This is a genomic window from Huintestinicola butyrica (assembly GCF_025567215.1).
GTDB lineage: Bacteria > Bacillota > Clostridia > Oscillospirales > Ruminococcaceae > Huintestinicola > Huintestinicola butyrica.
In genome coordinates this window covers 285,896-312,347 of the sequence record NZ_JAOQKB010000002.1, presented here as the reverse complement: position 1 = coordinate 312,347, position 26,452 = coordinate 285,896, and the positions used below count along the sequence as shown (strand labels likewise).

Annotated in this window: 24 protein-coding genes and 1 pseudogene; 5 read left to right on the top strand and 20 right to left on the bottom strand. The window is 48.2% G+C overall.

The annotated features are described in order from the left end of the window. Nucleotides 1-8: 8 nt before the first annotated feature. Nucleotides 9-2,768, bottom strand: a complete 2,760-nt coding sequence (locus OCV68_RS03620; protein WP_262570799.1) for a YfhO family protein — start codon at nucleotides 2,766-2,768, stop codon at nucleotides 9-11. A gap of 231 nt (nucleotides 2,769-2,999) precedes the next feature. Here OCV68_RS03620 and OCV68_RS03615 point away from each other — a divergent pair, with 231 nt between their 5' ends. Further along, nucleotides 3,000-3,542 carry an NUDIX domain-containing protein gene (locus tag OCV68_RS03615; protein ID WP_147621138.1) on the top strand — a complete coding sequence of 181 codons (543 nt, stop codon included), beginning with the start codon at nucleotides 3,000-3,002 and terminating at the stop codon, nucleotides 3,540-3,542. Nucleotides 3,543-3,614: 72 nt separating this feature from the next. On the opposite strand, the gene spoVG is transcribed toward OCV68_RS03615, so the two are convergent. Then, nucleotides 3,615-3,914, bottom strand: a complete 300-nt coding sequence (gene spoVG, locus OCV68_RS03610; RefSeq protein ID WP_022474095.1) for a septation regulator SpoVG — start codon at nucleotides 3,912-3,914, stop codon at nucleotides 3,615-3,617. Between the two features lie 215 nt (nucleotides 3,915-4,129). On the opposite strand from spoVG, the gene murC reads away from it, so the two are divergent. The 4 genes from murC (at nucleotide 4,130) to OCV68_RS03590 (ending at nucleotide 10,451) form a co-directional block, all read left to right on the top strand. Continuing rightward, the gene (murC, locus tag OCV68_RS03605; RefSeq protein ID WP_262570954.1) at nucleotides 4,130-5,485 is read left to right on the top strand and encodes a UDP-N-acetylmuramate--L-alanine ligase; all 1,356 of its coding nucleotides are present in this window, start codon (nucleotides 4,130-4,132) and stop codon (nucleotides 5,483-5,485) included. 12 nt (nucleotides 5,486-5,497) lie between these two features. Further along, a complete protein-coding gene (locus tag OCV68_RS03600) occupies nucleotides 5,498-6,634 on the top strand; it encodes a CPBP family intramembrane glutamic endopeptidase (protein ID WP_262570797.1) in 1,137 nt (378 codons plus the stop codon). A 110-nt stretch (nucleotides 6,635-6,744) separates the two neighbouring features. Beyond that, the gene (gene aspS, locus OCV68_RS03595; protein ID WP_147621140.1) at nucleotides 6,745-8,061 is read left to right on the top strand and encodes an aspartate--tRNA(Asn) ligase; all 1,317 of its coding nucleotides are present in this window, start codon (nucleotides 6,745-6,747) and stop codon (nucleotides 8,059-8,061) included. 284 nt (nucleotides 8,062-8,345) lie between these two features. Next, nucleotides 8,346-10,451 (top strand): glutamine synthetase III family protein, encoded by a 2,106-nt coding sequence (locus tag OCV68_RS03590; protein ID WP_262570796.1) that lies wholly within the window; start codon nucleotides 8,346-8,348, stop codon nucleotides 10,449-10,451. Nucleotides 10,452-10,794: 343 nt separating this feature from the next. Here OCV68_RS03590 and hemW read toward each other — a convergent pair whose 3' ends face one another. The 18 genes and pseudogenes from hemW to OCV68_RS03500 form a co-directional block, all read right to left on the bottom strand. After that, on the bottom strand, nucleotides 10,795-11,865 hold the full coding sequence (gene hemW, locus OCV68_RS03585) for a radical SAM family heme chaperone HemW (protein WP_262570794.1): 1,071 nt from the start codon (nucleotides 11,863-11,865) through the stop codon (nucleotides 10,795-10,797). A gap of 7 nt (nucleotides 11,866-11,872) precedes the next feature. Next, nucleotides 11,873-13,681 carry a translation elongation factor 4 gene (gene lepA, locus OCV68_RS03580; RefSeq protein ID WP_262570792.1) on the bottom strand — a complete coding sequence of 603 codons (1,809 nt, stop codon included), beginning with the start codon at nucleotides 13,679-13,681 and terminating at the stop codon, nucleotides 11,873-11,875. 30 nt (nucleotides 13,682-13,711) lie between these two features. Next, nucleotides 13,712-14,296 carry an RdgB/HAM1 family non-canonical purine NTP pyrophosphatase gene (gene rdgB / locus OCV68_RS03575; protein WP_022474266.1) on the bottom strand — a complete coding sequence of 195 codons (585 nt, stop codon included), beginning with the start codon at nucleotides 14,294-14,296 and terminating at the stop codon, nucleotides 13,712-13,714. A gap of 405 nt (nucleotides 14,297-14,701) precedes the next feature. Further along, nucleotides 14,702-15,601, bottom strand: a pseudogene (gene ftsY / locus OCV68_RS03570) (signal recognition particle-docking protein FtsY); the annotation flags it as partial. A 109-nt stretch (nucleotides 15,602-15,710) separates the two neighbouring features. Beyond that, nucleotides 15,711-15,869 carry a hypothetical protein gene (locus OCV68_RS03565; RefSeq protein ID WP_262570790.1) on the bottom strand — a complete coding sequence of 53 codons (159 nt, stop codon included), beginning with the start codon at nucleotides 15,867-15,869 and terminating at the stop codon, nucleotides 15,711-15,713. Between the two features lie 20 nt (nucleotides 15,870-15,889). Next, the gene (locus OCV68_RS03560; protein WP_262570788.1) at nucleotides 15,890-16,399 is read right to left on the bottom strand and encodes a hypothetical protein; all 510 of its coding nucleotides are present in this window, start codon (nucleotides 16,397-16,399) and stop codon (nucleotides 15,890-15,892) included. A 19-nt stretch (nucleotides 16,400-16,418) separates the two neighbouring features. Continuing rightward, nucleotides 16,419-16,541, bottom strand: coding sequence for a hypothetical protein (locus OCV68_RS03555; RefSeq protein WP_262570787.1), 123 nt, complete (start codon nucleotides 16,539-16,541; stop codon nucleotides 16,419-16,421). Next, nucleotides 16,517-16,915 (bottom strand): phage scaffolding protein, encoded by a 399-nt coding sequence (locus OCV68_RS03550; RefSeq protein WP_262570786.1) that lies wholly within the window; start codon nucleotides 16,913-16,915, stop codon nucleotides 16,517-16,519. Before OCV68_RS03550 ends, OCV68_RS03555 begins: the two co-directional genes overlap by 25 nt. A gap of 83 nt (nucleotides 16,916-16,998) precedes the next feature. Further along, complete coding sequence (locus OCV68_RS03545; RefSeq protein ID WP_262570784.1) at nucleotides 16,999-17,202, bottom strand: hypothetical protein; 204 nt, start codon at nucleotides 17,200-17,202, stop codon at nucleotides 16,999-17,001. Nucleotides 17,203-17,331: 129 nt separating this feature from the next. Then, on the bottom strand, nucleotides 17,332-17,694 hold the full coding sequence (locus OCV68_RS14670; RefSeq protein WP_317259197.1) for a chitosanase: 363 nt from the start codon (nucleotides 17,692-17,694) through the stop codon (nucleotides 17,332-17,334). A 41-nt stretch (nucleotides 17,695-17,735) separates the two neighbouring features. Continuing rightward, nucleotides 17,736-18,689, bottom strand: coding sequence for a ketopantoate reductase family protein (locus OCV68_RS03535; RefSeq protein WP_262570782.1), 954 nt, complete (start codon nucleotides 18,687-18,689; stop codon nucleotides 17,736-17,738). A 31-nt stretch (nucleotides 18,690-18,720) separates the two neighbouring features. Then, nucleotides 18,721-19,014, bottom strand: coding sequence for a GNAT family N-acetyltransferase (locus OCV68_RS03530; RefSeq protein WP_262570781.1), 294 nt, complete (start codon nucleotides 19,012-19,014; stop codon nucleotides 18,721-18,723). A gap of 164 nt (nucleotides 19,015-19,178) precedes the next feature. Beyond that, the gene (smc, locus tag OCV68_RS03525; protein ID WP_262570780.1) at nucleotides 19,179-22,742 is read right to left on the bottom strand and encodes a chromosome segregation protein SMC; all 3,564 of its coding nucleotides are present in this window, start codon (nucleotides 22,740-22,742) and stop codon (nucleotides 19,179-19,181) included. A gap of 16 nt (nucleotides 22,743-22,758) precedes the next feature. Next, nucleotides 22,759-23,763 carry an elongator complex protein 3 gene (locus OCV68_RS03520; RefSeq protein WP_262570778.1) on the bottom strand — a complete coding sequence of 335 codons (1,005 nt, stop codon included), beginning with the start codon at nucleotides 23,761-23,763 and terminating at the stop codon, nucleotides 22,759-22,761. Next, entirely contained in the window at nucleotides 23,763-24,479 is a 717-nt protein-coding gene (gene rnc / locus OCV68_RS03515) for a ribonuclease III (RefSeq protein WP_022474274.1), read from the bottom strand. Before rnc ends, OCV68_RS03520 begins: the two co-directional genes overlap by 1 nt. A gap of 39 nt (nucleotides 24,480-24,518) precedes the next feature. Next, nucleotides 24,519-24,932: a maltose acetyltransferase domain-containing protein gene (locus OCV68_RS03510; RefSeq protein ID WP_262570776.1), complete on the bottom strand. Its 414-nt coding sequence runs from the start codon at nucleotides 24,930-24,932 to the stop codon at nucleotides 24,519-24,521. Between the two features lie 12 nt (nucleotides 24,933-24,944). After that, nucleotides 24,945-25,955: a phosphate acyltransferase PlsX gene (gene plsX, locus OCV68_RS03505; protein WP_262570774.1), complete on the bottom strand. Its 1,011-nt coding sequence runs from the start codon at nucleotides 25,953-25,955 to the stop codon at nucleotides 24,945-24,947. A 14-nt stretch (nucleotides 25,956-25,969) separates the two neighbouring features. Further along, a complete protein-coding gene (locus OCV68_RS03500) occupies nucleotides 25,970-26,452 on the bottom strand; it encodes a YcxB family protein (protein WP_022474277.1) in 483 nt (160 codons plus the stop codon).

Genomic DNA, 26,452 nt, shown 5'->3' with positions numbered 1-26,452 from the left:
TTTAATACTCAGTCATTGAGCTTGTCAAGCAGTATCTTTTCTTCCTTTTTGGGGTAGATTGCGATTATAACGATAGCGATGATGCCGCATACCGAAAGAATGATTCCCTGTGAAAGTCCCTTGGGGAAGAAGGTCATTTCGATATCGTGAGTGCCCTCGGTAAGCTCTACGCCGATAAGTGCGTCGCATACCTTTACAGGCTCGACCTTCTGACCATCGACCTTAACAGTCCAGCCCGGCTCCCAGCTGATAGTTGTGAACATAACGCCGTCTTTGTCGGCGGTGATGGTTCCCTTGATGTGATCTTCGCTGAAATCGGAGATGTTCAGGGGGTGTTCTCTTAGGGTGCTTACGGCTTCCTTGAACTTGTCCTCGTCAAGATAATAGAAGAGCTTGTCCTTGAAAAGCACTTCCTTTTTGTCCTCGGTAATGGTAACGATAAGGGATATTTCTTCATTTTCCTCAAATTTGCCAAGGGTCTGGATGACCATGTTTCCGCCCTCGAAATAATAGTCAAGGAAATCCTTGTTGAGCCAGAGATTTACCTTGCGCTCATAGTTGGAGGGGAGATACATATATATCATATCCTCGGTGGGAGCCTTGATGATGAACTCGATGTGGGAGTTTTCGCCCTCAACGATAGGAGTGTATTTTATGTGTGCGCCGTAGCTTGACTGCTTTGCATTCTCGGGAAGTGTCTTGCTGACGGATATCTGCTTGAAGTATTCGGTGTATTCATCGGAAACAAGGTGGCTGAGAAGATTGTTCTGGTTTGCAAAGGGATTGTCCTTTTCAAGAACCACGTCAAGAACGGAGCTGTCAGCCATGAATGCGATCGGCAGGGCGTTGGGGTTTTCATACACAGCCCAGATGTCCTTTTCGTCACGGTTTGTGAGCAGCAGGTCATCGTAATGCTTGTTTGTGGGGATTATATCGTCCTCAGCGTCGCCCTTTTCCATAACATACTTTATGCCAAGGATAGCGTCGCTCACATAGGTGGAGCCCTTATACTTTGTATAGTGTCCGCCGTAGGAGAAGCCCAGCTTTCTCAGGAACTGAATTGGAGCGGCATTAAGGGTGGAGCTGGAATGGGATATGCCGTAGCTTCCGAATGCCATTGCGTCGTTTACGGTGCGGTGATGGTTCTTTTCAATGCGGTAAACGCCGTCATCAAAGCTGTCTTTCTGGAGTATCTTCTTTACGGTGTCACGTCCGAGAGTAATGTATCTGTTGTAAGAGGAATATTTTGAATATACAACATCGCTGTTTATTGCCTCCATGGTGGAGAGCGATGTTCCGAAAAGCTCACCGATAACGAATATGCCGATAATGAATGTGAGCACCGAGCGGCGCTTTCTGTCGGAAAGCTTTACAAATCTGAGAATGATAGAGTAGATAACGGTGAATATAACAGTGTACCAGACAGTGAGCAGCAGGGTAACGCCGTCAAAATCCTGCCTGCCGATGTAGAATGCGTATATGCACAGTCCCACGCACACGCAGCCTATTTCCTTGAGTGTGATGCCGCTGAGGCGCTCAAAGGTCATGGCAGCCATTACCAGAAGAATGAAGCTGAATGTAAAGCTGTAGCGGTAGGGGAGCCAGTTCGGCACCTGGAAGCCGTGCCATGCAAGGTCAACGGTGGAAAGGTACATTGAGAGCAGGATAGTCATAAGCACTGCGCCCAGACCCATCTTCTGGCGGAAGCGAATCTTCTCGTTAAGGAAGAACAGGGGCAGCAGGATTATGGTAAGCACGCCGCAGTAAACAACGGGAGAACCCTCGGGGCGGCAGGTGTCATAGACATTTGGCAGGAGATTTTTGAAAAAGTCGATAAAGTCAAACTGAGTTTTAAGCTCATAGCTGGGGGTGGAAAACTCAAACTTGCCAAGCTTCAGGGAATAATACAGCGGGATAAGCACCCATGATGCGGAAGCCGCTGCGATTATGCCGCCCAGACCGAATTTCAGTCCCGACTTGAAGAAGGACTTCACCGAAAGCTTGTAGTTCTTCTGACCTGCAAAATAATAGTACAGGAAATAGATGACCGAGAAAAATGTTATCATCCAGCCGATGTAGAAATGCGCCATATACATAAGTGCCAAGGGGATTATAAAGCGCAGCCAGCCGCCGTCGTCGATCATCTTTTCAATGCCGTAGATGATAAGGGGCAGATAAATAAGTCCGTCCAGCCACATTGGGTTCATGAGCTGCACTATCATATAGCCCATAAGAGAGTAAAGCAAGCCGAAAAGCATTGCTGTGGAGTTGCGGCAGCCCTTTGAGTGCCTGAGGTAATAGTTGAAGGTAACGGAAGCTGTTCCCACCTTGCACAGCTGCATTATAAGCAGGGATTCTGTCATTACAGAGCGGGGGAGCAGCATTGGTATCAGCGTAAAGGGGCTTGCAAGGTAATATGCAAACATTCCCACGGTCTCACCGGTAAGGTTGCGGCTCCATGAGATAAAGGGGCTTCCGCTGCCGTGGAGCACGTCACGCAGGTGCTCGAAGTAATACACGTACTGACCGTTCAGGTCAAGCACCAGCACGGACATATCGCCGAAGGGGTGAACACCGAATGCGGCATATGCTCCGAAAAGGAGAATGGCAGGGATAAAAAACGCAATGAAATAGCTGCGCTTTTCCTTAATAAAGTTCCATATTTTTTTCAAAAACAGTGCAGGCTTGCTGCTTTTCTTTTTAGTCTCCGTATTTACCGCTGCTGCCTCGGGAGCGGTATCGGGCTGAATATTAAGATTTTCTTCCATATTCGTCTCCGTTTCTGTTTGTGTAACGTATTTGCAGACTTGTTCGCAGGTGCATAAAGTCATACAATATCATTATAATATTTTCCTGTGTAAAAAACAAGGATTATCGGTAGAAAATAATAAAAAAAATTCTGAAAATTGTCTTGTTAAATTGGTCAAAATGTGTTATAATGAATAACTGAGACCTGCATTACGGCAGGATAGCAGTTCCTATGATGAGGAGTGGTTTTTGTGCATCTGAGCGAAAAAACAGTTGATAAGGAAGTTGTCTTTGAGGGCCGCATCATTACGGTAAGAAAGGACAAGGCTGAGCTTGAGGACGGCTCTGTAGTCGGAAGAGAGCTTGTTATCCATTCGGGCGGAGTGTGCGTTGTGCCCCTGACAAACGATAACAAGGTGATAATGGTGCGCCAGTTCCGATACGCATTCGGCGAGCCTCTTCTCGAGATACCCGCAGGGAAGCTTGAAAAGGGCGAGGAGCACCGCAGCGCCGCTCTCAGGGAGCTTGAGGAAGAAACGGGCGCTCACTGCGGCAGATTTGAGTATCTGGGCGTATGCTACCCCTCTGTTGCATATCTTACCGAAAAGATCCATATGTATCTTGCAAGAGACCTTGAATTCGGTAGCTCACATACCGACGCAGGGGAGTTTCTTGACGTTCTTGAAGTTCCTCTTGACGAGGCTGTGCAGATGGTTATGGACGGCAAGATACCCGATGCCAAGACACAGATAGCTCTGCTCAAAACAAAAATGATAGTTGACAGCGGCAAATAAGCAAATAAAAAGCTCTTGCTTTTCACAGCAAGCTGCGGAAAGCAAGAGCGATAATATATTCAGTAATCAGAATTAAAGAAGACCTGCTTCTTCAGCTTCAGCCTCAGCCTGCATCATTTCGATGTGGCGGGTGTAAGCGTCAAGGATCTGGCTCTCGATAGACTGTCTTGCATCAGGGGAGATAGGATGAACGATATCTCTGAATACGCCGTTCTCGTCCTTACGGCTGGGCATTGCAACGAAAAGTCTTGCGTCGCCCTGAACTACCTTGATATCGTGAATAGCGATCTGGTCGTCCACGGTGATGGAGATAACGGCTCTGAGACGGCCGTCGGGAATGATCTTTCTGATCTTGATGTCTGTGATTGTCATTTTCAGTGTCCTCCTTAAAATCTGTGCTTTCGGATATGGATATTATGAATAGTATCCGTCTGCAATATACATATATCATGGAAAAATATTTTTCCTACCCACGGCTTTAATTATAATATACTACTCTTAAATTATTCTTAACTGAGGTGAAACTTTTGAATAACTTTGTTGGAAAATTTGATGATGATATTTTGAAAGATAAAAAACATATTCATATGATAGGAATTGGCGGCAGCGGTATGTATCCCCTTGCCCAGATACTTCATTCAAAGGGTTATTATATCACAGGCTCGGATAATAACGAGACCGACACCCTAAAGGCTGTAAGGTCGATGGGAATTGAGGTATTTCTGGGTCAGAGCGCTGACAATATCAAGGGCGCCGATCTGATAATCCGCACGGCTGCCATTATGCAGGATAATCCCGAGCTTATTGCGGCAAACGCCAGCGGAGTTCCTGTTCTGGAGCGAAGCGAGCTGCTGGGCATCATCACAAAGATGTACTCCAATGCCGTATGCGTCAGCGGAACCCACGGCAAGACCACCGTTACCTCTATGATAACTCAGATACTGAAGCAGGGCGGCATTGATATCACCGCTTACATCGGCGGAAAGCTGCCTATCATCGGCGGAAGCGGCTGCGTAGGCTCTTCCGAAACGATGGTGTGCGAGGCCTGCGAGTTTGAGGATCACTTCTTAAAGCTTTATCCCGATATCGCAGTGGTGCTGAACGTGGACGCAGACCACCTTGACTATTTCGGCACTCTCGATAACATCAAAAAGTCCTTCGGCAAGTTCTGCTCCATGGCAGGAAAGGTCATTGCCAACGGCGATGATAAAAACACAATGAGCGCTCTTGAGGGCATAGAAAACATTATAACCTTCGGCTATTCCGATGGCTGCGAGTGGCAGCCTGCCAATGTTGAGAGAAAGAACGGTCTGCTTACCGAGTTTGATATTCTCCATAATGGCGAGCTTTTCACCCATGCGGCTCTTCATGTCCCCGGCGAGCACAATGTTCTCAACGCCGTTGCCGCAGCTGCTGCCGCATATGAATCGGGCGCTGACGGCGAAATGGTGAGAAACGGTCTTGACTCCTTCAGAGGTGCAAAGCGCCGCTTTGAAAAATACGGCGAGGTGCATAACATCACCGTCTGCGATGATTACGGTCATCACCCTACAGAGCTGGAAGCAACTCTCAGGGCGGCAAAGGGCATGAACTTCAACCACGTATGGGCAGTTTTCCAGCCCTTTACATTCTCACGTACTGCACTTCTGCTGGACGATTTCGCAAGGGTGCTGAAAATCGCCGACAAGTGTGTTATCACCGCTATTATGGGCTCCCGTGAGAAAAATACTTACAATATCTATGACAAGGACCTTGGCAACAAGGTCGAGGGCGCTGTGTGGTTTGAGGACGAACAGGATCACGACCGCAACTTTGAGCTGTGCGCCGAGTATGTGAGCAGCCATGCGGAAGAGGGCGACCTTATCCTTACCATGGGCTGCGGCGACATCAACAAGTGCGCATGGCTTATCCTTGACAAGCTGAAAGCACGCTTCGGTGAGTGATACGGAGGTAATATGGATAACAATTTCAACGGACAGAATTACGGGCAGAACAGCAATGAGCCTGCAAACAATGGTTATAGCGCACCCGTTCAGGGCGGATATCGTCCCTATGTGCCTTATACTCCGCAGTATCCGAGCGGAAATATGGGGAACGGAGATATGTTCGAGGTCTCCCCGCAGGAGCGCAAGGCGCTGAAAAGGCAGTATTTCGGCACATTCGGCAGGGCTATGGTGCACTGTGTCGGCTCGTTCATTATGGCGCAGGCTATCTTTATAATAATGAGCCTCAGCGGATATGAGTTCCGCTATACCGAGGACGGAACGGCTATAGTTGACTGGCTTTACAATATTGCGGGAAGTCTGCCGTCCATTGTGTTCTGCATAGGTATTTTCCTTTTTGACAAGGGCACGAGCCATGCTTCCGCCGGTGATTATTTCAGAACGGACAGGATTGGTTCAAAGTCTGTTCTTGCTTTCTTCGGAATGGTAATGTTCGCATATGCTGCGGCGCTTATCTGTCAGGCGCTGCTTATAAACGGAATGTTCTCCATAGGCATATCGCCCATATCGGAGGATTACCTGACTGAGGAGGAGCTTAGCCCCACATATCTGGCGGTAAGCTTTGTGACCACCGCCATACTTGCTCCCATTGCTGAGGAACTTATGTTCAGAGGGGTTATTCTCCGCCGCCTCAGCAGGATAAGCCAGAGCTTTGCCATATTCATGTCCGCACTTATCTTCGGACTTATGCACGGAAACTTCGTTCAGACAGTGCTGTGCATTTGTCTCGGCATAGTTTTCGGTTACGCTGCGGTAAAAACAGGCTCCCTCATTCTCCCCATAGCAGGGCATATATTCGTGAATACCTCTGCCATGACCAACAGCTTTGCGGAGTATTATCTGGGCGAGGAGTCCGCTTCCATATACTGGATGCTGCTTATTGTGGGCTTCGGTGTCATCGGCACCATAACCTTGATAGTGCTGCTTGCTAATCACAGGATATCCTTCCCTCAGTTCAATGAGTACCATAAGAAAAGGACTTTTCCCATAATTTTCACCTGCGTGTCCTTCTGGCTGATGATGTGCATTTATCTTTTCGACTGCATTTCTACCTGCGGACCTGTCACAGAGAAGCTTATGGGAGAATAAATTGAGGGCTGAAAGGCAAAAATGTTGACAACAGCGGAAAGCTGTGGTATAATCTTTTTTATAAAGAAAAATTTCTCGGTGAAAAATGCCGAAAAAGGTGGTTAATATCAATGGAAAAAATCAACGGCAATGACATTTTGTGCGAATTTGACCTTGAAGAAGCCAAGAACAGCGAGGGCAAGGAGATAGAGATCTCTGCCTGCGTTCATAAGGTTAAGAAGATGGGCGGATTTGCTTTTGTAATACTCAGAACAGCAAGATACCTTATCCAGTCCGTATATTCCCCCGAGACCTGCCCCGACAGCATCGACGGCATCAAGGAGGGCTGCTTCGTTACAGTCAAGGGTACTGTAAGAAGGGACGACCGTGCTTACAACGGCATCGAGATCGCCATGACAGGCATCAAGCTTATCCACAAGCCCGAGTTTGATTATCCTCTCCACGTTTCCGCAAGAAAGATCGGCTGCACACTGGACGTTAATCTGGATAACAGAAGCGTTGCCCTGAGAAATCCCGTGGAAAGAGCTGTTTTCAAGTTCCAGGAGGGCGTTGTTTCAGGATTCAGAGAGTTTATGATAAAGAATAAATTCACCGAGATCCACACACCCAAGATCGTTGCACAGGGCGCAGAGGGCGGCGCAAACATCTTCCGTCTTGACTACTTCGATCACGAGGCATTCCTCAACCAGTCTCCTCAGTTCTACAAGCAGGCTGCTGTGGCTTTCTTCGACAGAGTTTTCGAGATCGCTCCCGTTTACCGTGCAGAGCGTCACTCAACCTCACGTCACCTGAACGAGTACATCGGTCTTGACTTTGAGATGGGCTTCATCAACGATATGTACGACGTTATGAATATGGAGACCGCAATGCTCCGCTACCTGATGGATTACCTGAAGGAAAACTATGCAAATGAAATAAAGATACTGAATGCAGATATCCCTGAGATCACCGAGATACCCGCAGTAAAGTTCGAGGACGCTGTTACACTTATCAAGGGCAGCAAGGCAAAGAACAAGTTTGACCTGGAGCCTGAGGACGAGGTGTTCCTCTGCAACTGGGCAAAGGAGAACTACGGTACAGAGTTTATCTTTGTAACAAACTTCCCCTCTTCCAAGCCTCCTTTCTATGCAATGAACGACAAGGAAGACCCCAGAACAGCCTGCAAGTTCGACCTTCTTTTCAGAGGTCTGGAGATCACAACAGGCGGTCAGCGTATCCACGATTACAACGAGCAGCTTGAAAAGATGAAGGCACAGGGTCTTGACCCCGAGGACTTCAAGAGCTACCTCGAGAGCCACAAGTACGGACTTCCTCCTCACGGCGGTCTGGGTATCGGTCTCGAGAGACTTGTTATGAAGCTTCTCGGTCAGGCAAATGTCCGTCAGGCTTCCATGTTCCCCAGAGACATGAACCGTCTGCTTCCGTAAACAAAGATTATGCTGAATGTTAATGCTCTTTAAAATTCGTATTTCGGCTGATTTTTCTGCAAAATGCGTAAAAAAGATGTCAAAATGCAAGCTATTTTATAAATCTTGCAATAATGTTTGAAAAAGGGCTTGACAAACAGGAAATAATGGTGTATTATATAAACATACTAAAACACAGTTAATATTTCAAAGGCAATGACGCCGATAAACAGTTACCGCATAAAAAGCGGGCACTGTCTGTCGGTGTCTTTTGTTTTTGATGATTTTTAAGGGAGGAAAATATTATGTCAGAGAGTATTATCCAGGGAGTTAAGAATGTACCCGATTATTTCGGCTGCAATGTTTTTAACGAGGAAACAATGAAGTCCAGACTTCCCAAGAACGTTTATAAGGCTCTTCTTAAGACCAAGACTATGGGAACTGCACTCGATCCCGATGTTGCCGATGTTATCGCAACCGCTATGAAGGACTGGGCTGTAGAGCAGGGCGTTACTCACTACACCCACTGGTTCCACCCCATGACAGGTCTTTCCGCAGAGAAGCACGATTCCTTTATCTCTCCTACAGATGACGGAAAGGTAATAATGGAATTCTCAGGCAAGGAGCTTATCAAGGGCGAGCCTGATGCGTCTTCCTTCCCCTCCGGCGGTCTGAGAGCTACATTCGAGGCAAGAGGCTACACCGCATGGGACCCCACATCTCCCGCATTTATCAAGGATAACACACTTTACATACCTACAGCATTCTGCTCCTACACAGGCGAAGTCCTCGATAAGAAGACTCCTCTTCTCCGTTCAATGGAGGTTATTTCCGAGCAGGCTGTAAGAGTTCTGAAGCTCTTCGGTTCCAATGCTACAAGAGTTACCACTACTGTAGGCCCCGAGCAGGAATATTTCCTCGTTGACAAGAAGCTTTACGATCAGCGTAAGGATCTTATCTACACCGGCAGAACCCTTTTCGGCGCTAAGGCACCTAAGGGTCAGGAGCTTGAAGACCATTACTTCGGCAACATCAAGGACAGAGTTCATGAGTACATGACCGATCTTGATGAAGAGCTCTGGAAGCTTGGTATCTACTCCAAGACTGAGCATAACGAGGTTGCTCCCGCTCAGCACGAGATGGCTCCTATCTTCACCACATCAAACGTTGCTGCTGACCAGAACGCTCTTACCATGGAGATCATGAAGAAGGTAGCTCTTAAGCACGGTCTTGTCTGCCTCCTCCACGAGAAGCCTTTCGCAGGCGTTAACGGTTCCGGTAAGCACAATAACTGGTCTATCTCCACTAACGAGGGTCAGAACCTTCTCGACCCCGGCAAGAATCCTAAGGACAATATCCAGTTCCTTACCTTCCTTGCAGCTATCATCAAGGCTGTTGATGAGAATGCTGACCTGCTGAGACTTTCCGTTGCTTCCGCAGGCAATGACCACCGTCTTGGCGCTAACGAGGCACCCCCCGCAATCATGTCCATCTTCGTAGGCACTGAGCTTCAGCAGATACTTGATGCTCTCGAGTCCGGCGAGATGATAAAGACTGACGCCAACGAGGAATTTGTTATCGGCGTTGAGGCTCTCCCCAACTTCCCCAAGGATACCACAGACCGTAACAGAACTTCTCCTTTCGCATTCACAGGTAACAAGTTCGAGTTCAGAAGCCTTGGTTCTTCCGAGACCATCGCCTGCACAAACTGCATACTCAACACTATCGTTGCAAATTCCCTTAAGGAATTTGCCGACAGACTTGAAGGCGCTGCTGATTTCTCCACCGAGCTTAACAAGCTCCTTGTTGAGACTATCAAGAAGCACAAGAGGATCATCTTCAACGGCAACGGCTATGATGCAAGCTGGGTAGAAGAGGCTGCAAAGCGTGGTCTTCCCAACTATGCTTCCACTGTTGATGCTGTTCCTCACTATACTGATGAGAAGAACGTCAAGATGTTCGAGATGTTCAAGATCTACACCAGAACCGAGCTCCAGTCCAGAACCGAGATCATTCTTGAGAACTACTCCAAGATCATCAACATCGAGGCTCTTACAATGCTGGATATGGCTAAGAAGCAGATCCTGCCCGCAGGTATGGGCTTTGCTAAGGAGCTTGCTGATTCCGTTAATGCTAAGAAGGCAGCAGGCGTATCCGCTGACCTGGAAAAGAAGCTTGCTGACAAGGTAAGCGCTCTTAACGCAGGCATTGCAGACGCTATTGACGACCTTGATGCAAAGCTTATCGGCGTTGCTGATGAGGACGGCTACGAGGCTACTGCAAGATACTACAGAAACTCCGTATTTGCTTCCATGCAGAACCTGAGAGCTGTTGCAGATGAGCTGGAGACCATCACTCCCGAAAAGGAATGGCCTTTCCCCACCTACGGCGACCTCCTTTTCAGAGTTTGATTTCAATATCAGCCTGAAACAGAATAACACTAAAAAACGCTATGGCAGCGCTGTCCCAAAGACAACGCTGCCATATTTGTTTTTCATTATTTATGATTATTCCCATTTTCCGATAATGCGTGATTCCCTGTCACGTATGCTCACTCTACAGACGATATGCTTTTTCCCTGAGAGCGTACCGTCATCTCCCTGAAAAAGCCCCTGCTCATATGAACAGGGGCTTTTCTCTTTTTTATTGTATTATACTAATCACCAATAAAACTATAGACAAAAAATCATCGCATAATCCATATACGCAAGATTATGCTCAATTTTTTGTATAGTTTTTAATTGGTGCTTAGTATTACAATTCATCGGTGAGCCTGCAAATTATCTCGTTGGAGAGCAGAAAGCCCTCGGGGGTGAGAATTATTCTGTCTCCGTTTATTTTAAGCAGCCCATGGGGTTCCATGGGTTTTGCTGCTTTTATAATATTTTCCTTGCTTTTGCAGCCTGAGATATCGCAGCCCTCGGAAAGCCGCAGGGCAAGCATCATTTTTTCTTCTTCGGTGCAGGGGGACTCGTCCGAGACTATCTCATGCTGGCGTGGGGAACTAATGTAGCCTGCAATATCCCTCGGAACATAAAATCTTTTGCCGTTCATGCAGGAGTGGGCGGAGGGGCCTGTGCCGAAATATTCCTCGCACCGCCAGTATTTCAGATTGTGACGGCATTCATAGCCTGCTTTTGCAAAGTTGGATATCTCATACTGCCCGAAGCCGTTTTCCGCAAGCATATCTACTGCCATAAGATAGATGTCCGCCGATTTGTCATCGTCCGCCGCAGCGCTTACCAGCTCGGGGCAGCCCGCTAGGGGAGTGTTCTCCTCGATTTTCAGCATATAGGCAGAAATGTGGGTAACATTCAGCTCCGCAAGCTTCCTGATATTATCCCGCACGGTCTCTTCTGTCTGATAGGGAAGTCCAAGCATAAGGTCAGCGGAGATATTTTCAAAGCCTGCCTTTTGTGCGTTCTGTACAGCCTCCGCCGCCTGACGGGAGCTGTGTAGCCTGCCCATCATTTTAAGCTCGTCATCATTAAAGCTCTGTATGCCGATAGAAAGGCGGTTTATGCCTGCCGCTCTGAAATCCCTCATAAGCTGGAGAGTGGCGGAATCGGGATTGCACTCGGCGGATATCTCAGCGTCCGCCGAAATATCCGCCGCAGAAATGATATCATAAATTTGTGCGCCGCTCAGGAGAGATGGCGTTCCGCCGCCGAAATAAACGGTATCGGCGGTGATATTTGCAGCCCTTATGTTCCTTACCACAGCCTTAACGTAGCTGTCGGTAAGGGAAAGATCGGTCTGGGAATAAAAGTCGCAGTAAAGACATTTCCTGCGGCAGAAGGGCACATGAATATAAAGTCCTGTCATATTCGTTTTATTCATCAAGCTTGAGCACAGCCATAAACGCTTCCTGAGGAACTTCAACAGTACCCAGCTGGCGCATACGCTTCTTGCCCTCCTTCTGCTTTTCAAGCAGCTTTTTCTTTCGGGTGATATCGCCGCCGTAGCACTTTGCAAGCACGTCCTTGCGCATTGCCTTTACGGTCTCTCTTGCAATGACCTTGCCGCCGATAGCCGCCTGAATGGGAACTTCAAACATCTGGCGGGGGATATTGTCTTTGAGCTTTTCAGCAATTCGTCTGCCTCGTGCATATGCCTTGTCAACGTGGATAATGAACGAAAGTGCATCCACCACCTCGCCGTTGAGAAGCACATCAAGCTTGACAAGCTTGGAAGGAGCATAGCCCATAAATTCGTAATCAAATGAAGCATAGCCCCTTGTCTTAGATTTGAGGGCATCAAAGAAGTCATAAACTATCTCGTTGAGGGGCAGCTCATAGTGAAGCTCCACTCTTGTTTCGTCCAGATATTTCATATCCTTGAAAATACCACGCCTGTCCTGGCAAAGCTCCATAATGTTGCCCACATAGTCGGAGGGGGAAAGGATAGATGCCTTTACCATTGGCTCCTCGGCGGAGGCGATAACTGAGTTGTCGGGATAGTTTGAGGGGTTGTCGATATATACCGTCTCGCCGTTTGTAAGGTTTACTTTGTAGATAACGGAGGGGGCGGTGGTGATAAGGTCAAGGTTGTATTCACGTTCAAGGCGCTCCTGGATTATTTCCATATGGAGAAGTCCAAGGAAGCCGCAGCGGAATCCGAAGCCCAGAGCGATAGAAGTCTCAGGCTCAAAGGAAAGGGCAGCGTCATTGAGCCGGAGCTTTTCCAGTGCGTCACGGAGATCGCCGTACTTTGCGCCGTCCGCAGGATATATACCCGAATATACCATGGGGTTTACCTCACGGTAGCCGGGGAGAGCTTCATCGCAGGGATCAGCTGCATCGGTAACGGTGTCGCCCACCTTTGTGTCGCCGATAGATTTGATTGAAGCGGCAATGTAGCCAACCTCGCCTGCCTTTATAGTTCCTGCATTAACAAGGTCAGTAGCGCCCATGTAGCCCGTTTCTACAACGGTGAAATCAGCGCCTGTTGCCATAAGATGAATGGTCTGACCAATCTTTACGGAGCCGTCGATAACACGGACGTAAATTATAACGCCCTTGTAGGAATCGTAGTAGCTGTCGAAAATAAGAGCTTTCAGGGGAGCGTTCACATCGCCCTTGGGGCAGGGTACGTCGGTAACTATCTTTTCAAGTACTGCCTTGACGTTTGTGCCCATTTTTGCGGAGATACGGGGAGCGTCCATTGCGGGAATGCCGATAACGCTTTCCACCTCGGCGCATACCCTTTCAGGCTCTGCGGAGGGCAGGTCTATTTTGTTGACAACGGGAACGACTTCAAGATCATGCTCAATAGCAAGGTAAGTGTTGGCAAGGGTCTGGGCTTCGATACCCTGAGATGCGTCCACTACCAGCACAGCGCCCTCGCAGGCTGCCAGCGAGCGTGAAACTTCATAGTTGAAGTCAACGTGACCCGGGGTGTCGATAAGGTTGAAAACATATTCCTTTCCGTCGTCCGCCTTGTACATGAGCCGCACGGCACGGGCCTTTATGGTTATTCCACGCTCTCTTTCGATATCCATGTTATCAAGCAGCTGATCTTCCATGTCACGCTTTGCGACAGTGGAGGTAAGCTCCAGGATACGGTCCGCAAGAGTTGACTTGCCGTGGTCGATGTGGGCGATAATGCAGAAATTTCTTATATTTTCCTGGCTGTAATCCAAGTTAACACTTCCTTTTGCTGAATATGGGATTTACTGCTTTGCAGGGTAATTTTTTTCAATAAGCTCTCTGAATTTCCTGAGAGCATCGCTTCTGTGGCTCACCTGATTTTTTTCATCGGCGGAAAGCTCCGCAAAGGATCTGTCGCCGAACATGAAGATAGGGTCATAACCGAAGCCGTTGGTTCCACGCTTTTCGTAGCCTATCTTGCCCTCGCAGGCGCCTGAAACTATATTCTTATTGCCGTTTTCGTCAATGTAGCAGATGCAGCATCTGAATCGTGCTGTGCGTTTGTCATCCGGGACGTTTTCAAGCTCGGAGAGAACTCTTGCGCAGCGCTTGCCCTCCTCCGCATATCTGGCGGAGTATATTCCGGGAGCGCCGTTCAGGGCATCAACTTCAAGTCCGCTGTCATCGGAAATGACAGGTAGGTGGAACATATCGTAAATTGCCTTTGCTTTGAGATAAGCATTTTCCTCAAAGGTAGTTCCTGTTTCCTCTACCTCGATGTTTGCGCCGGCTTCCGACTGGGATATTACATCAAAGCCCATAGGCTCCAGAATCTCACGGAATTCTCTCAGCTTGTTTTTGTTGTTTGAAGCTAATATCAGTTTCATATATGACCTCGTTTACTTTTCTTCATCGTCTTTTTTCTTCTTGCCGAAGGTAATTTCCTTGAACAGGAAGCCGAACTTGCCGTCCTTCAGGCTCTTCTTTTCAGGCTCCGCAGGCTGTTCTTCTGTGTCGGGTATGGGAATTTTCTCCTCGGCAGCCTCTGTGGGCATTTCCTCAACGGGGGATTCGTCCATTATTTCCTCAGGCATATCAATGGGAGCAGGCTCTTCATCGAGAACTTCCTCGGTGATTTCGGGGATTTCCTCTTCCTCCTGAGTTTCTTCCTCGGAAGAAGCTTCTTCCTCAGTTTCATCGGCAGGCTGTGCTTCCTCAGCGGTATCTTCCTCAGCCTCGTTTTCATCATCTGTCAGACGTTCATAGTTGCCTGCAAAGTCTGTCTCGGTGGCAAAGAGAGCGTCCGCATAATCCTTTGCGGAAAATTCCATAAGATCGTCTATCTTCTCGCCCACGCCCACAAGCTTTACGGGAATGCCAAGCTCACGGTGAATGGTGATGATTATGCCGCCCTTTGCAGTGCCGTCCAGCTTTGTAAGTACGATACCCGTAATGTCAGCCACTTCCGAGAAAAGCTTTGCCTGATTAACGGCGTTCTGACCTGTGGTAGCGTCAAGCACCAGCAGGGTCTCTATGGAGCAGCCCTCTGCCTGCTGTGAGCAGATTCGGGTTATCTTTTTCAGCTCGTCCATAAGGTTCTTTTTGTTGTGAAGTCTGCCTGCGGTGTCGCAGATAACAACGTCCGCATTTCTTGCCTTTGCGGCTGTGATTGCATCAAACACAACGGAAGCGGGGTCGCTGCCCTCATTGTGCTTTACGATATCCGCACCTGCACGATCCACCCATATCTGGAGCTGGTCGATAGCAGCGGCTCTGAATGTATCGGCGGCGGCAACTATTACCTTTTTGCCCTGATTTGTGAGCTGTGCCGCCAGCTTTCCTATGGTGGTGGTCTTGCCCGCACCGTTTACGCCGATAACAAGCACTACAGACGGCTTTGTGGAAAGGTCAAGCTTCTTGTCCTCGCCAAGCATTTCGGTGATGATGGCTTTCAGCTCGTCTTTTATGAGCATAGGGTCGGTGATGCCCTTTTCCTTGACCTTTTTTCTCAGCTCGGCGCAGATATCAACAGAAGTCTGCACGCCGATATCGCACATTATAAGAGTTTCTTCAAGCTCTTCAAAAAAATCTTCATCTATCTTGGTAAACGAATTTATAAGGGAATTGACCTTGCTCATCATCGAGTCTCTGGTCTTTTTGATGCCCTCGGCAATTTTATCGAAAAATCCCATATATGACAGCCTCCTTGAGATAGTGCAGCAGCGCACGCATATATACCTATCTTATATTATAAATAAAAAGCCGCTCCTTTTAGTTAATTTTTTATTAACAAAGGTATTATCAGGCAATTATTTTTTTTACTGATGTGTCAGCTCGCTCTTTATTTTGCCGCACTGGTTGAGATGAAGCAGCTAATGGCGTGTCAGGGGCATGAGGATTATGCCCGCTGCGTCCTTTTGTGTCCAGAAGTCCGCCAAGATCATCACCGAAATATTTCATCGTTACCTCCGGAATGTCTGTTATCTTTTTATCCTGTCATTTGCCCGATAGGGTATCGGCCGGGAATTTTCCTTTTGCAGCCTGCCTATTTTGTCGCAGATAATGTCATACAGGTTATCCTCCGTGTAAGCAAGCTTTTCTATATCAACATTTTCATCCGGGCTTTTGCTGCTGTTATACCTTTTGGCATACAGACCGCATTCCTTTATGAAGTTCATTATGAGGGATATCTCTTCCTTATCCTCATCTGAAAAAATGCTCTGAGCGTTCAGAGATGATCTGATAAAATCGCAGAAATAAGCATAGTCATAATCCCAGTTGATGTTTCCGTTGTCCTGAGCCTCGCAGCGGAGTGCTTCTGCTTCCCTCAGCAGTTCTCCCTGCAAATTATCCGCCTGACCGCTCTTGGGTACATAGTTTTTCCAGATATATTTGCATTCCTCAAAATATTCCTGCTCATATTCCCTTGATTTAAGTTCATCAATGGTGATGCTTGGCTTTTGGCGCTTGAACAAATCAAATATTCCCATAATTTACCCCATTCCGTATTTAGTCTGCTATACCGTCGAGCTGTTCTTTGTCAAGATAAAATTCATCGCCGTACATAGTCCATTCAAGAGGAAGCTCCAGCGTGAAATTTTTCCCGTTCAGGAATTTGCGCTGAGTATCCACTCGGGAAAGCTCGGCATGAGCCTCTTCCGGCTGCATAACAGCCTGTCGATGAGGTGTCGGGCAAGACCAACGTCCTTTGCACCCGCTCTTGTGAGTGCCAGCGAGACCGCATTATCCACCTTTGCCTTTGTGATGTCCGCATTGTACTTGGTCTCCCAGTCCTCGGCGGTCTTTTTGAGGGCAGCCACGTCAACGCCGTCAAATGCCTTGACCTTTTCGGTAAGCTCCTTGGCGTTCTTCTCCGCAGCGGCAAGCTTATTTTCAGCCTCCGAGAGCTTGGACGCAGCTTCATTCTGCTCCTTTCCGTGCATTTCCAGCACCTTTGCCGCCTGCTCATCGGTAATTCCGAGAGCTGTAAGTTCTTCCTTCTTCATGGAAATTCCTCCTTTAAAAATTGGTTTAAGGGCTTTTTAGGCAAAATTATACCGCCCCCGAAGGAGCAGTTAAAAATTATTATTTAATGTAAATTTCTCCACCCTATAGGGTCTTCGTGTGAGTATTCGGATTTTGGCATCTGTGAAGCTATTGTTGCCATATGCTGCTGTATAATAATTTGTGCATCTTTATCAGAAAAGCCTTTGCCTAACAATTCACTATACAATTCTCCCATTGTTTTTCCTTCGTTATTCGGAATAATTGTTTCAAGCCTTTCAATAGTCATTTTTTACCAACCTTTCAATATAATCGAATAGCAAAGGGTCTTTCTTTTTCAGTAACTTAGAATTGTAAAAATAATATTCATAACCAACAGAGAAGTATTCCTGTAAAAGAATAGGATCAAGTTTATCCATTATGAAATACTTTTTACTATCATAAAAAACTCACTCTTGCATCCAGGAACGCAGCAAGATAGTTCCACCACGTCCGGCAGACCGCCAATGCCTGTGGTAAAGCCAATGATCCCTGCAGTGTAGCCTCTGCCGTCGCCGATATCCTCGATGTATCCGTATTGCAGGGAGTAATCCGTGTCAGAATTTTCAGCACTTGAAACAAGCGCAAAAACTTCCTTGCGAAGTATCCCGCCAGAAATATCATCTTCCGAAATTTTATCAGATGATTTGTTATCGGAAGTACAGCCGACAGCAGAAAACAAAACGCAGGATAATAAAAGCATTTCCACTGTGCTTCTTAAATGCTTTGATCTGAGCTTCAATATGACCTACCCTTTCAGAATGTTAGTTTATCGGGCAAAAATCATCTTGAATACGTCGCCTGTTCATTGCCAGAATAGTCAAAAAGTCCGTCGTTCTTTTCTTCCAGCGCCTTTATCATGTGATAGGTGTATTCATTGTAAGGCGTGGGGATACCAAGCTCCCTGCCCATTTTCATAAGCGCACCCGAAAACATATCTATCTCCGTGTGGCGCTTTGCATCAAGGTCCTGCAATGTGGAATATCGTGCAGAGGGCGGAACGGCGCTTCCACGGCTTGATGACTTGTCCGCCTTGCTTATATCTATGCCCTTTGCCGCCGCAATGGCTTCCAGCTCCTGCCTTAGGCCGTCGCTTATAGCCTGCATATGAACGCTGTCACGATAGCAGCCCACACCTGCGCCAAGTATCGCCTGAGGAAGATTGTTGCATACATTCATCCTGAATTTGCTCCATATCTCCTCTCTGATATATTCGGTGCGGCGGAAGTGGATATCCGTACCCGAGAAAAGCTCTTCCACTGCAAGTACATTTTCGCTGTCAAAAGGCGCTTCATTTTCGCCGAAAACTATGCCGATAGTGGTCTCAGGGTCAAAGCAGCAGCCGTCAGCTTCATGGTGAGAAGCGACCTTTATAAGTGAGTATAAAACATTTTTGCTGCCCGTTTCTTTTTCGATAAGCTCCTCGCTGTCAACGCCGTTCATAAGGCTCATAACTATAGTATTTTCGCCAACGGCTTCACGGATACTTTCCATGGCAGAGGGCAGTGCACCGTATTTCAGCGAAACTATGAGCAGGTCAACTCCGTGAGCTTCCTTGGGAGTCCACACCTGTGGGTGATAGGTCACATGATTTATGGTGCAGCCTTTTTTTAGGCGCTCTGCACGTTCACCTTCGGCGATAACACCTGTTGTAACATCTTTGCGGTCTGCCAGACCCCATATGATATATGAGCCTACAGCGCCTGCACCTAAAACGGCAACAGTCTTTATTTTCATTGGCTTTTACCCTCCTGTTTGGTATGGATTTTTACAGCTTTTTTCTAAAATACAGCACATCGGGCATGGGATTGTGATAATACGGCTCACACTCGGCAAAGCCCAGCTTTTTGTACATATGTATCGCCGACTGCAGGGGGACGATGGTGTCAAGCACCATTTCCTTATATCCCGCCTGCCTTGCGTGATCGATAAGCTCTTCAATAAGCTTTTCGCCAAGCTTCATGCCACGGCATGAGGGCTTTACATACAGCCGCATCATTTCGCAGCGTGTGTCGGAATGTCTGTGATAGGCTATCATTCCAAGGACATCTTCGCCTTCCACCGCCACGAGAAGCTCTCCCTCGGGAGCGGTGTATTTTTTTTGTCTATAGTTTTATTGGTGATTAGTATAAGGTCACATACAAGCCGCTTGGTGTATTCGATAATAAGCTCCTTTATTTGTTGTATATAAGGCTTTCCGTCAACTATTTGCATGGCTTTGCTTCCTTATTCAGCTTCAATATCCGCAGGAGGCTGCTCCATTTTCAGCAGTCGGGAAATGCCCTTTTCCTGCATGGTAACGCCGTACATAACGTCCGCCTCTTCCATGGTGCCACGACGGTGAGTTACGGTGATGAACTGTGTAGTGTCGGTAAAATTGCGCAGATAATGTGCGTACTTTGATACGTTCACATCATCGAGCGCCGCCTCGATCTCGTCAAGGATACAGAAAGGCGCAGGCTTTATTTTAAGTATTGCAAAGTAAATTGCGATAGCCACGAAAGCCTGCTCGCCGCCTGAAAGCAGCGACAGATTTTTTATTACCTTTCCGGGAGGTGCAACATTTATCTCGATTCCCGATTCAAGCACTTCGTCAGGGTCGGTGAGAACCAGCTCCGCACGGCCACCGCCGAAAAGCTCGGTGAATATGCGCTTGAAGTTGGCGTTTATCTCCTTGAAGCTTTCCGCAAATCTTGTCTTCATAGTCTCGGTCAGCTCGTCTATAAGCTTTTCCAGCTCACGCTTGGAGCTGTTTATGTCGGAAAGCTGACCCGACATAAACTCGTATCTTTCGGAAACTTCCTTGTATTCTTCAATGGCCGAAAGATTTACCGTGCCCAGATTTCTTATCTTCTGCTTTATGGTGTTGAGGCGTGCGGTTATTTCGCCCTTGTCTGCATCGGGGATAATGAGCGACGCTGCTTCCGATGGATAAAGCTCGTACTGCTCCGCCATGTCGGAAACTATCTTGTCATAAGCGGACTGAGATGTTTTCCTCCGCTCTTCCAGACGGGTCTTTTCAGCACCCAGCTTTTCCTTGTCATCGGTGAGCGTTTTTATCTTCTGGCGTATCTCCACAGACTGCCGTTCCTTTTCAAGGTTCTCCGCCTGTGTAAGGGATATCTGCCTGTGGATATCCTCTGTCCTGCTGCCCGAGCTTTCCAGAGCCTTTTCACGCTTTGCGATAAGCTCGTTCTTTTCAGCGATAATGCGGTTCTGCTCCTCGATAGCCATTGCGGACTTGACAGAGCTGTCACCGATGGAGCGGCTCTGCTCTTCCAGAGCCTTTATGCTTTCCTTAACAGCCTCCAGATCCTTTTCCAGAGCCGTTTTCTTTATCTTCATGTCGGACATTTTTGATGAAAGAGAGTCACGGCGGCTTTTCAGCTCGTCCATTATCCTCTTGTCCTCGCCCGACTTTTCCTCTGCGGCGGATATTTCTTGGCAGAGCCTTGCAAGCTCCGCTCCTGCCTTTTCGGCAGCGGCTCTTATATCGCTCAGACGCTTTTCAAAGCGGGCAATGGTCTCCTCGGCATTTTTCCTGCCGTTCACGCTCTGCTCCGCAACCTGTTCGATTCGTTTAAGCTCAGACTCAAAGCGAATCTTATCCTGATCCATTGCACGCAGATCGTCATTTGCCGCTTCTATGTCAATTCGCATCTTGTCCGTCTCAGCCCTTAGAGAGGCAGTGCGGCTTTTCAGCTCATCAAGCTTGCCTGTCAGATCGGTAACTTCGCCGTTCAGCTTTTCAATCTCGTTCTTACGTGTGAGAATGCCTGCGGAGCGGTTTGCGGAACCTCCCGTAAATGAACCGCCTGCATTTACCACCTGACCGTCAAGCGTAACTATCCTGAAACGGTAGCCGTATTTCTTGGCGATATTTCCTGCGCAGTCGATATCCTCCGCAATGACGGTCCTGCCCAGCAAAGAATTGACTATGCCCGTAAATTTCGGGTCATATGTAACGATATCGCAGCCCAGAGCCACAAAGCCCACACAGCCGTCAAGACCGCTTTCGTTGAGCCTGTTTCCCTTTACCGAGGTAATAGGCAGGAATGTGGCACGACCGCCCTTGGTTTCTTTAAGCAGACCGATACCACGCTTCGCAGCATCCTCATTTTCGGTGACGATGTTCTGCAAAGCACCGCCCAGAGCTGTTTCCACCGCAAGGCTGTATTCCGACGGCACGCTGATTATCTGCGCCACCGAGCCGATTATTCCACGTATGCGGCCGTTTTTGCCTGCGCTCAGTACCTGCTTTACCGCATGACCGAAGCCCTCCATGCTGTTTTCAAGGTCACGGAGCAGCCGCATTTTCTGTTCCTTTTCCCTGACTGACATGGTAAGGTCGTTCTGCTCCTTTTCGGCAGCTTTCAGCTTTTCTGTTTTTGAGGCATAAAGCCTGTTCAGACCGCTTATGCGGTTTGTCTGCTCGTCACGCTTTTCAGCCAGCAGCGCAAGACCGTCTGTTACCTCTTTGCGCTCGCTGTCAAGGTTCTGCGCACCCGAAACTATGGTTTCAAGCTGCTTTTCGGCAGCCTGCTTCTGTTCCTCGGCTTCCTTTATCATATTGTCGGAGGTGTTTACGGTGATGTTCAGCTCCGACTGACGGATATACATTTTGTTGAGCTGCTCGCTGTGACCCGAGAACTCCTTTTCAAAGCCGTCCTGCTGTCCCACAGCTTCGGCAAATTCACGCTCCGCATCGGAATATTCCCTGTCAGTGGTGAGGATATCCGCCTCGATGCGCTTTATCTCTTCCAGCTTTTCCTCTGTAAGGCGGCGGTTCTCGCTGTCGGAGAGCTTGGCGCTTTCCATCTGCTTTTCCAGATCCTCGATAGCCTTTCTGCAGTGCTCGATATCGTTTTTGAAAACGGCGATGTCAGAATGGATAGCCGTGTTGGAGCGCTCCTCTTCAAGAACAGCGTTGTTGAGGTTCTCTATGCGGATATTACCCGCCGCAATGTCCTTGTAAACAATGCGGTATTCTTCTTCAAGGCGGTCGATATCCGTTTCGGTGTTGTTGTATTCGGTAGCGTTGATGAGCACCTTTTCGCCCAGCTCGTTAAGGCGTGTCCTCAGCTCATCAAGCTCGTGCATCCAAACGGTTATTTCCAGCGATTTCTTTTCGTCCGAAAGCTCTATGAACTGCGCAGCCTTTTCCGACTGCTTTCTCAGCGGTTCAACACGGCTTTCCAGCTCGGATATTATATCCGTCAGGCGCAGGATATTGTCCTCTGCCTGAGTGAGCCTGCGCTGCGCTTCCGCCTTTTTGTAGCGGAATTTGGAAATGCCTGCGGCTTCCTCAAAAATGTCACGGCGCTCATTGGATTTTGATGAAACTATCTCCGCAACTCTGCCCTGTCCGATAATGGAGTAGCCGTCCTTGCCCAGACCCGTGTCCATGAAAAGCTCGGTAACGTCTTTCAGGCGCACCTGTGAGCCGTTTATTATGTATTCGCTCTCGCCGCTGCGGTAAAGCTTACGGGTAACGGATACCTCGGGAGCGTCAATGTTCAGCAGCCCTTTATCATTTACAATGTTCAGCGTAACGCTTGCAAAGCCCACAGGCTTTCTCAGCTGAGTGCCCGCAAAAATAACGTCCTCCATTTTCGCTCCTCTGAGAGTTTTGGAGGACTGTTCGCCCAGCACCCACCTTACGGCGTCGCCAATGTTTGATTTTCCGCTTCCGTTGGGGCCGACAACGGCGGTTATGCCCTTGCCGAAATCAAGCTTCACCTTGTCGGGAAAGGACTTGAAGCCCTGCAGTTCCAGTGATTTTAAGTACATATATCTGATATCCGCCTTAATATAGTTTGAATATTCTGCCGTTTACCGAGATCACATTTTCGGGCAGCTCTTTGTTTGTGAGAAATTTAACGTTCCTGTCCGCAAAATATATCCTGTTTGATCTTTTATATCCCGACAGACTGCTTGTGAGCCGTGGGGGAGCCTCGCAGAGGTTTTCGCCCTCCGTGAGATTTTCTTCGATTATTTTTCTTATTATCTCCGTGCGTACTATCTCGCCGAAAGCAGGGTGATAAAAGCCCGCCACAGCGTTCTGCTCCACGCCGTCCTCAGCGTGAAGACCCATGCGTATCACACGGATATTGTTTTTGACAAAGGTGCTGTATATCTCTGCGCACAGCTTCACACATTCATCAAAGGGGTAAAGCACATATTTTCCCTCTTTGTAAAGCTCCGCAAGCTTTGTGCCCTCAAGCACCGCCACGGGATATATCCTTGCCGTTGCGGGAGCGCATCTGACGATCTCGTTCATGGTGTAAAGCTCGTCAGCGGGAGATGAGCCGTAAAGCCCCACCATCATCTGGAGACCAAGCTCAAAGCCGTATGACTTTATCATTGCGGCGGAGCGGCGAACGTCCTCGGAAGTGTGGCCACGCATATTCATTTCCAGCACACGGTCATTCATGGACTGTGCGCCCAGCTCGATGGCGGTAACGTGATATTTTTTCAGCAGCATAAGAATTTCCTCGTCAATGCAGTCGGGACGAGTGGAAATTCTTATACCGCAAAAACCGTTTTCGCAGGTGATGTATCTGTCCGCACTTTCAAGCAGGGATATCATATACTCCCTGTCAATGGCGGTAAAGCTGCCGCCGAAAAAGGCGATTTCGGTGTTTCTCCTCTTTTCGGGAGACATATATTCATATGCCCCTCTGATGATACCCTCAGCCTCATCGGGGGAGGGGGCGTGAGCCGTGCTGCTTATGGTGCGCTGATTGCAGAATGAGCAGGCATTGGGGCAGCCCATATGGGGGATAAACACTGAGATATTTGCGTGGGACATTACTTTACCTCGCCCATAAGACGGAGCGCTTCCTTTGCAGCCTGCTGTTCAGCCTGCTTTTTGCTGTGACCCTCGCCGTGACCGATAACGTTGGAGTTAAGGCAGACCTCAACGATGAAGTGCCTGTCGTGGTCGGGACCTGTCTGACCCTTGAGTACGTACTCCACCTTTTCCTCGGGATTTCTCTGGATTATCTCCTGAAGAATGGTCTTGTAATCCTGAAGATTGTTTGCGGTGCTCTTGTCAAGGTCCTTTGGAATAAAGCCCAGCACATATTCTCTTGCGGCTTCCATTCCGCCGTCAAGGAACACCGCTGCGATAACAGCCTCAAATGCGTCGGATACGATAGAGGGGCGTGTTCTTCCGCCTGTGTTTTCCTCGCCTCTGCCAAGAAGAATGTACTGACCCAGAGATATCTGCTTGGAAAATTCATACAGAGCCTTTTCGCATACCAGTGACGCTCTTATCTTTGTAAGGTCGCCCTCGGGCAGATGCTTGAAGTGATTGAACAGATGCTCGGATATTACGATGGAAAGCACGCTGTCGCCCAGAAATTCCAGTCTCTCATTGGAGTGCCTGCCCTTCTTATATTCATTGGCGTAGGAGGAGTGGGAAAGCGCCTCGTAAAGCAGATCCTTGTTTTTGAAGGTGTAGCCTATCTCTTCCTCGAAGCTTTTCAGCCTTTCGTCAATGTCTGTCTTGTTAACTGTACTCATATCATGCCACGCAGTAACTGCGTGTGCCTCCTTTCTTCCTTACAGAAGTTCCTTTTTAAGAATGATATCGTCCCTGTCGGTTATCTCACGTATCACACGGCATGGATTTCCCGCCGCAAGGCAGTTGTCGGGGATATACCTTGTTACCACGCTGCCTGCGCCGATAACACAGCCGTTTCCGATGGTAATTCCGCCTGTAATGGTAACATTTGCGGCTATCCGGCAGTTGTTTCCTATAGTTATGGGCTTGCCGTATTCAAGGTCGTAAAGCTCGCCGTTTTCGCCCATATCGGGTACAAGCTCTCTGATTATCTCGGCACGCTTTTCTTTCTCGTCCTCAAAGGTGTCATTAAACATTTTGCTCAGCTTGTGAGCCTTTATTCTCAGGTCGGAAAGCTCCTTGTCCGATGGGTCATAGAGCTTTCTTGCCAGCATTTTTCCCTTTTCGGTCATATGCTTCTCCTTTTACGCCTCTGCGTCCTGCTTCTTTACAGCTTCAAGAGAACGGGAAATTTCTTCGATGACCTTTCCGTCAACGCACTTCTTAGCCTGACGGATAGCGTTGTAAAATGCCTTTCCGTTGGAGCTTCCGTGTGCCTTGATAACAGGCTTTGAAACGCCCATGAGAACGCCGCCGCCTACCTCGGTGTAGTCCAGCTTCTTCTTGAAAGCCTTTACCTTTTTCATTATGAGCAGAGCCGCCAGTTTTCCGCTGAGACCGTCGGTGAGCATTCCTTTAAGCTCGCCTGCAAAGAATGAGCCCATGCCCTCGTAAAGCTTCAGTGCGATATTTCCTGTAAATCCATCGGATACAGCAACCTGACAAACACCCTTGGGCATCTCTCTTGCTTCAAGGTTGCCGTAGAAGTTAACGGGAGCATCTTTAAGGAGCTTGTAAGCTTCCTTGTCAAGCTCACGGCCCTTAGTGTCCTCTGCGCCGACATTCAGCAGACCTACCTTGGGGGACTTTACGCCCATTACCTTTTCCATGTAGCAGCTGCCCATGATACCGAACTGCATGAGCATCTCGGGGCGGCAGTCAACGTTAGCGCCGCCGTCCATCAGTATAAGATGACCGTTTGCGGTGGGGAGGATAGGCGCAAGAGCGGGGCGCTTTATTCCTTTAAGTCTCTTTGCGATAAATGTGGAGCCGACCACCAGCGCACCTGTGCTTCCTGCGGAAACAAAAGCGTCGCCCTTGCCGTCAGCCAGAGCCTGTAAGCCCACAGCCATGGAGCAGTCCTTTCTGCTCTTGATTATCTCGGTAGGCTCCTCGTGGATATCAATAACAGACTCGGTATGTATAATGGATATCTTGTCAAGGCTCAGGTTGTTTTTCTCGGCAGTCTCCCTGATTATCTTCTCATTTCCTGTGAGAGTTATCTCAACGCCAAGCTCTGCCACAGCCCTTGCAGCGCCCTCAATAACAGCTAAAGGTGCGTTGTCTCCGCCGAATGCGTCAACGATTATATTCATACTATCATTTCCTTTCATATGCGTTTGTACTTTTTTATTTTTGAACTGAGGAAGCGGCTGAGTTCATCGGCAGCCTCCTTAGAAACAGTCTCTTTAAGTATAATGTGCTTGCGCATGGGTTCAATGTATATAACAAAAGCGTCCTTTGTTTCTGCGGCTTTTATGATAAGATCGTAAGGCACCGCAGTCCTTGACAGCCTGTCGATGTTTATGTAGCAGCTGTCATAGAAATAGAACACATTGTAGTTGCGGTCGGTGGACTGCTTTGCTTTGAATATCATGTCGGCAGTCATAATGCCCGTAAAAGCGGTGAGGATAATCACGCCCGATATGGGATCATTGCCGCTTTTTACGGCGGACAAAGCTATGACCGCAGCGCAGACAAGATATATTATCCCAACAAAGACAAGGCTCTTTTTCAGGGAATTTCTGTTTCCCATGCACTGCCTGTCCTCGGTGCAGAAAAGGGGAGTGCCCATATCATTCACAGTGTTCAT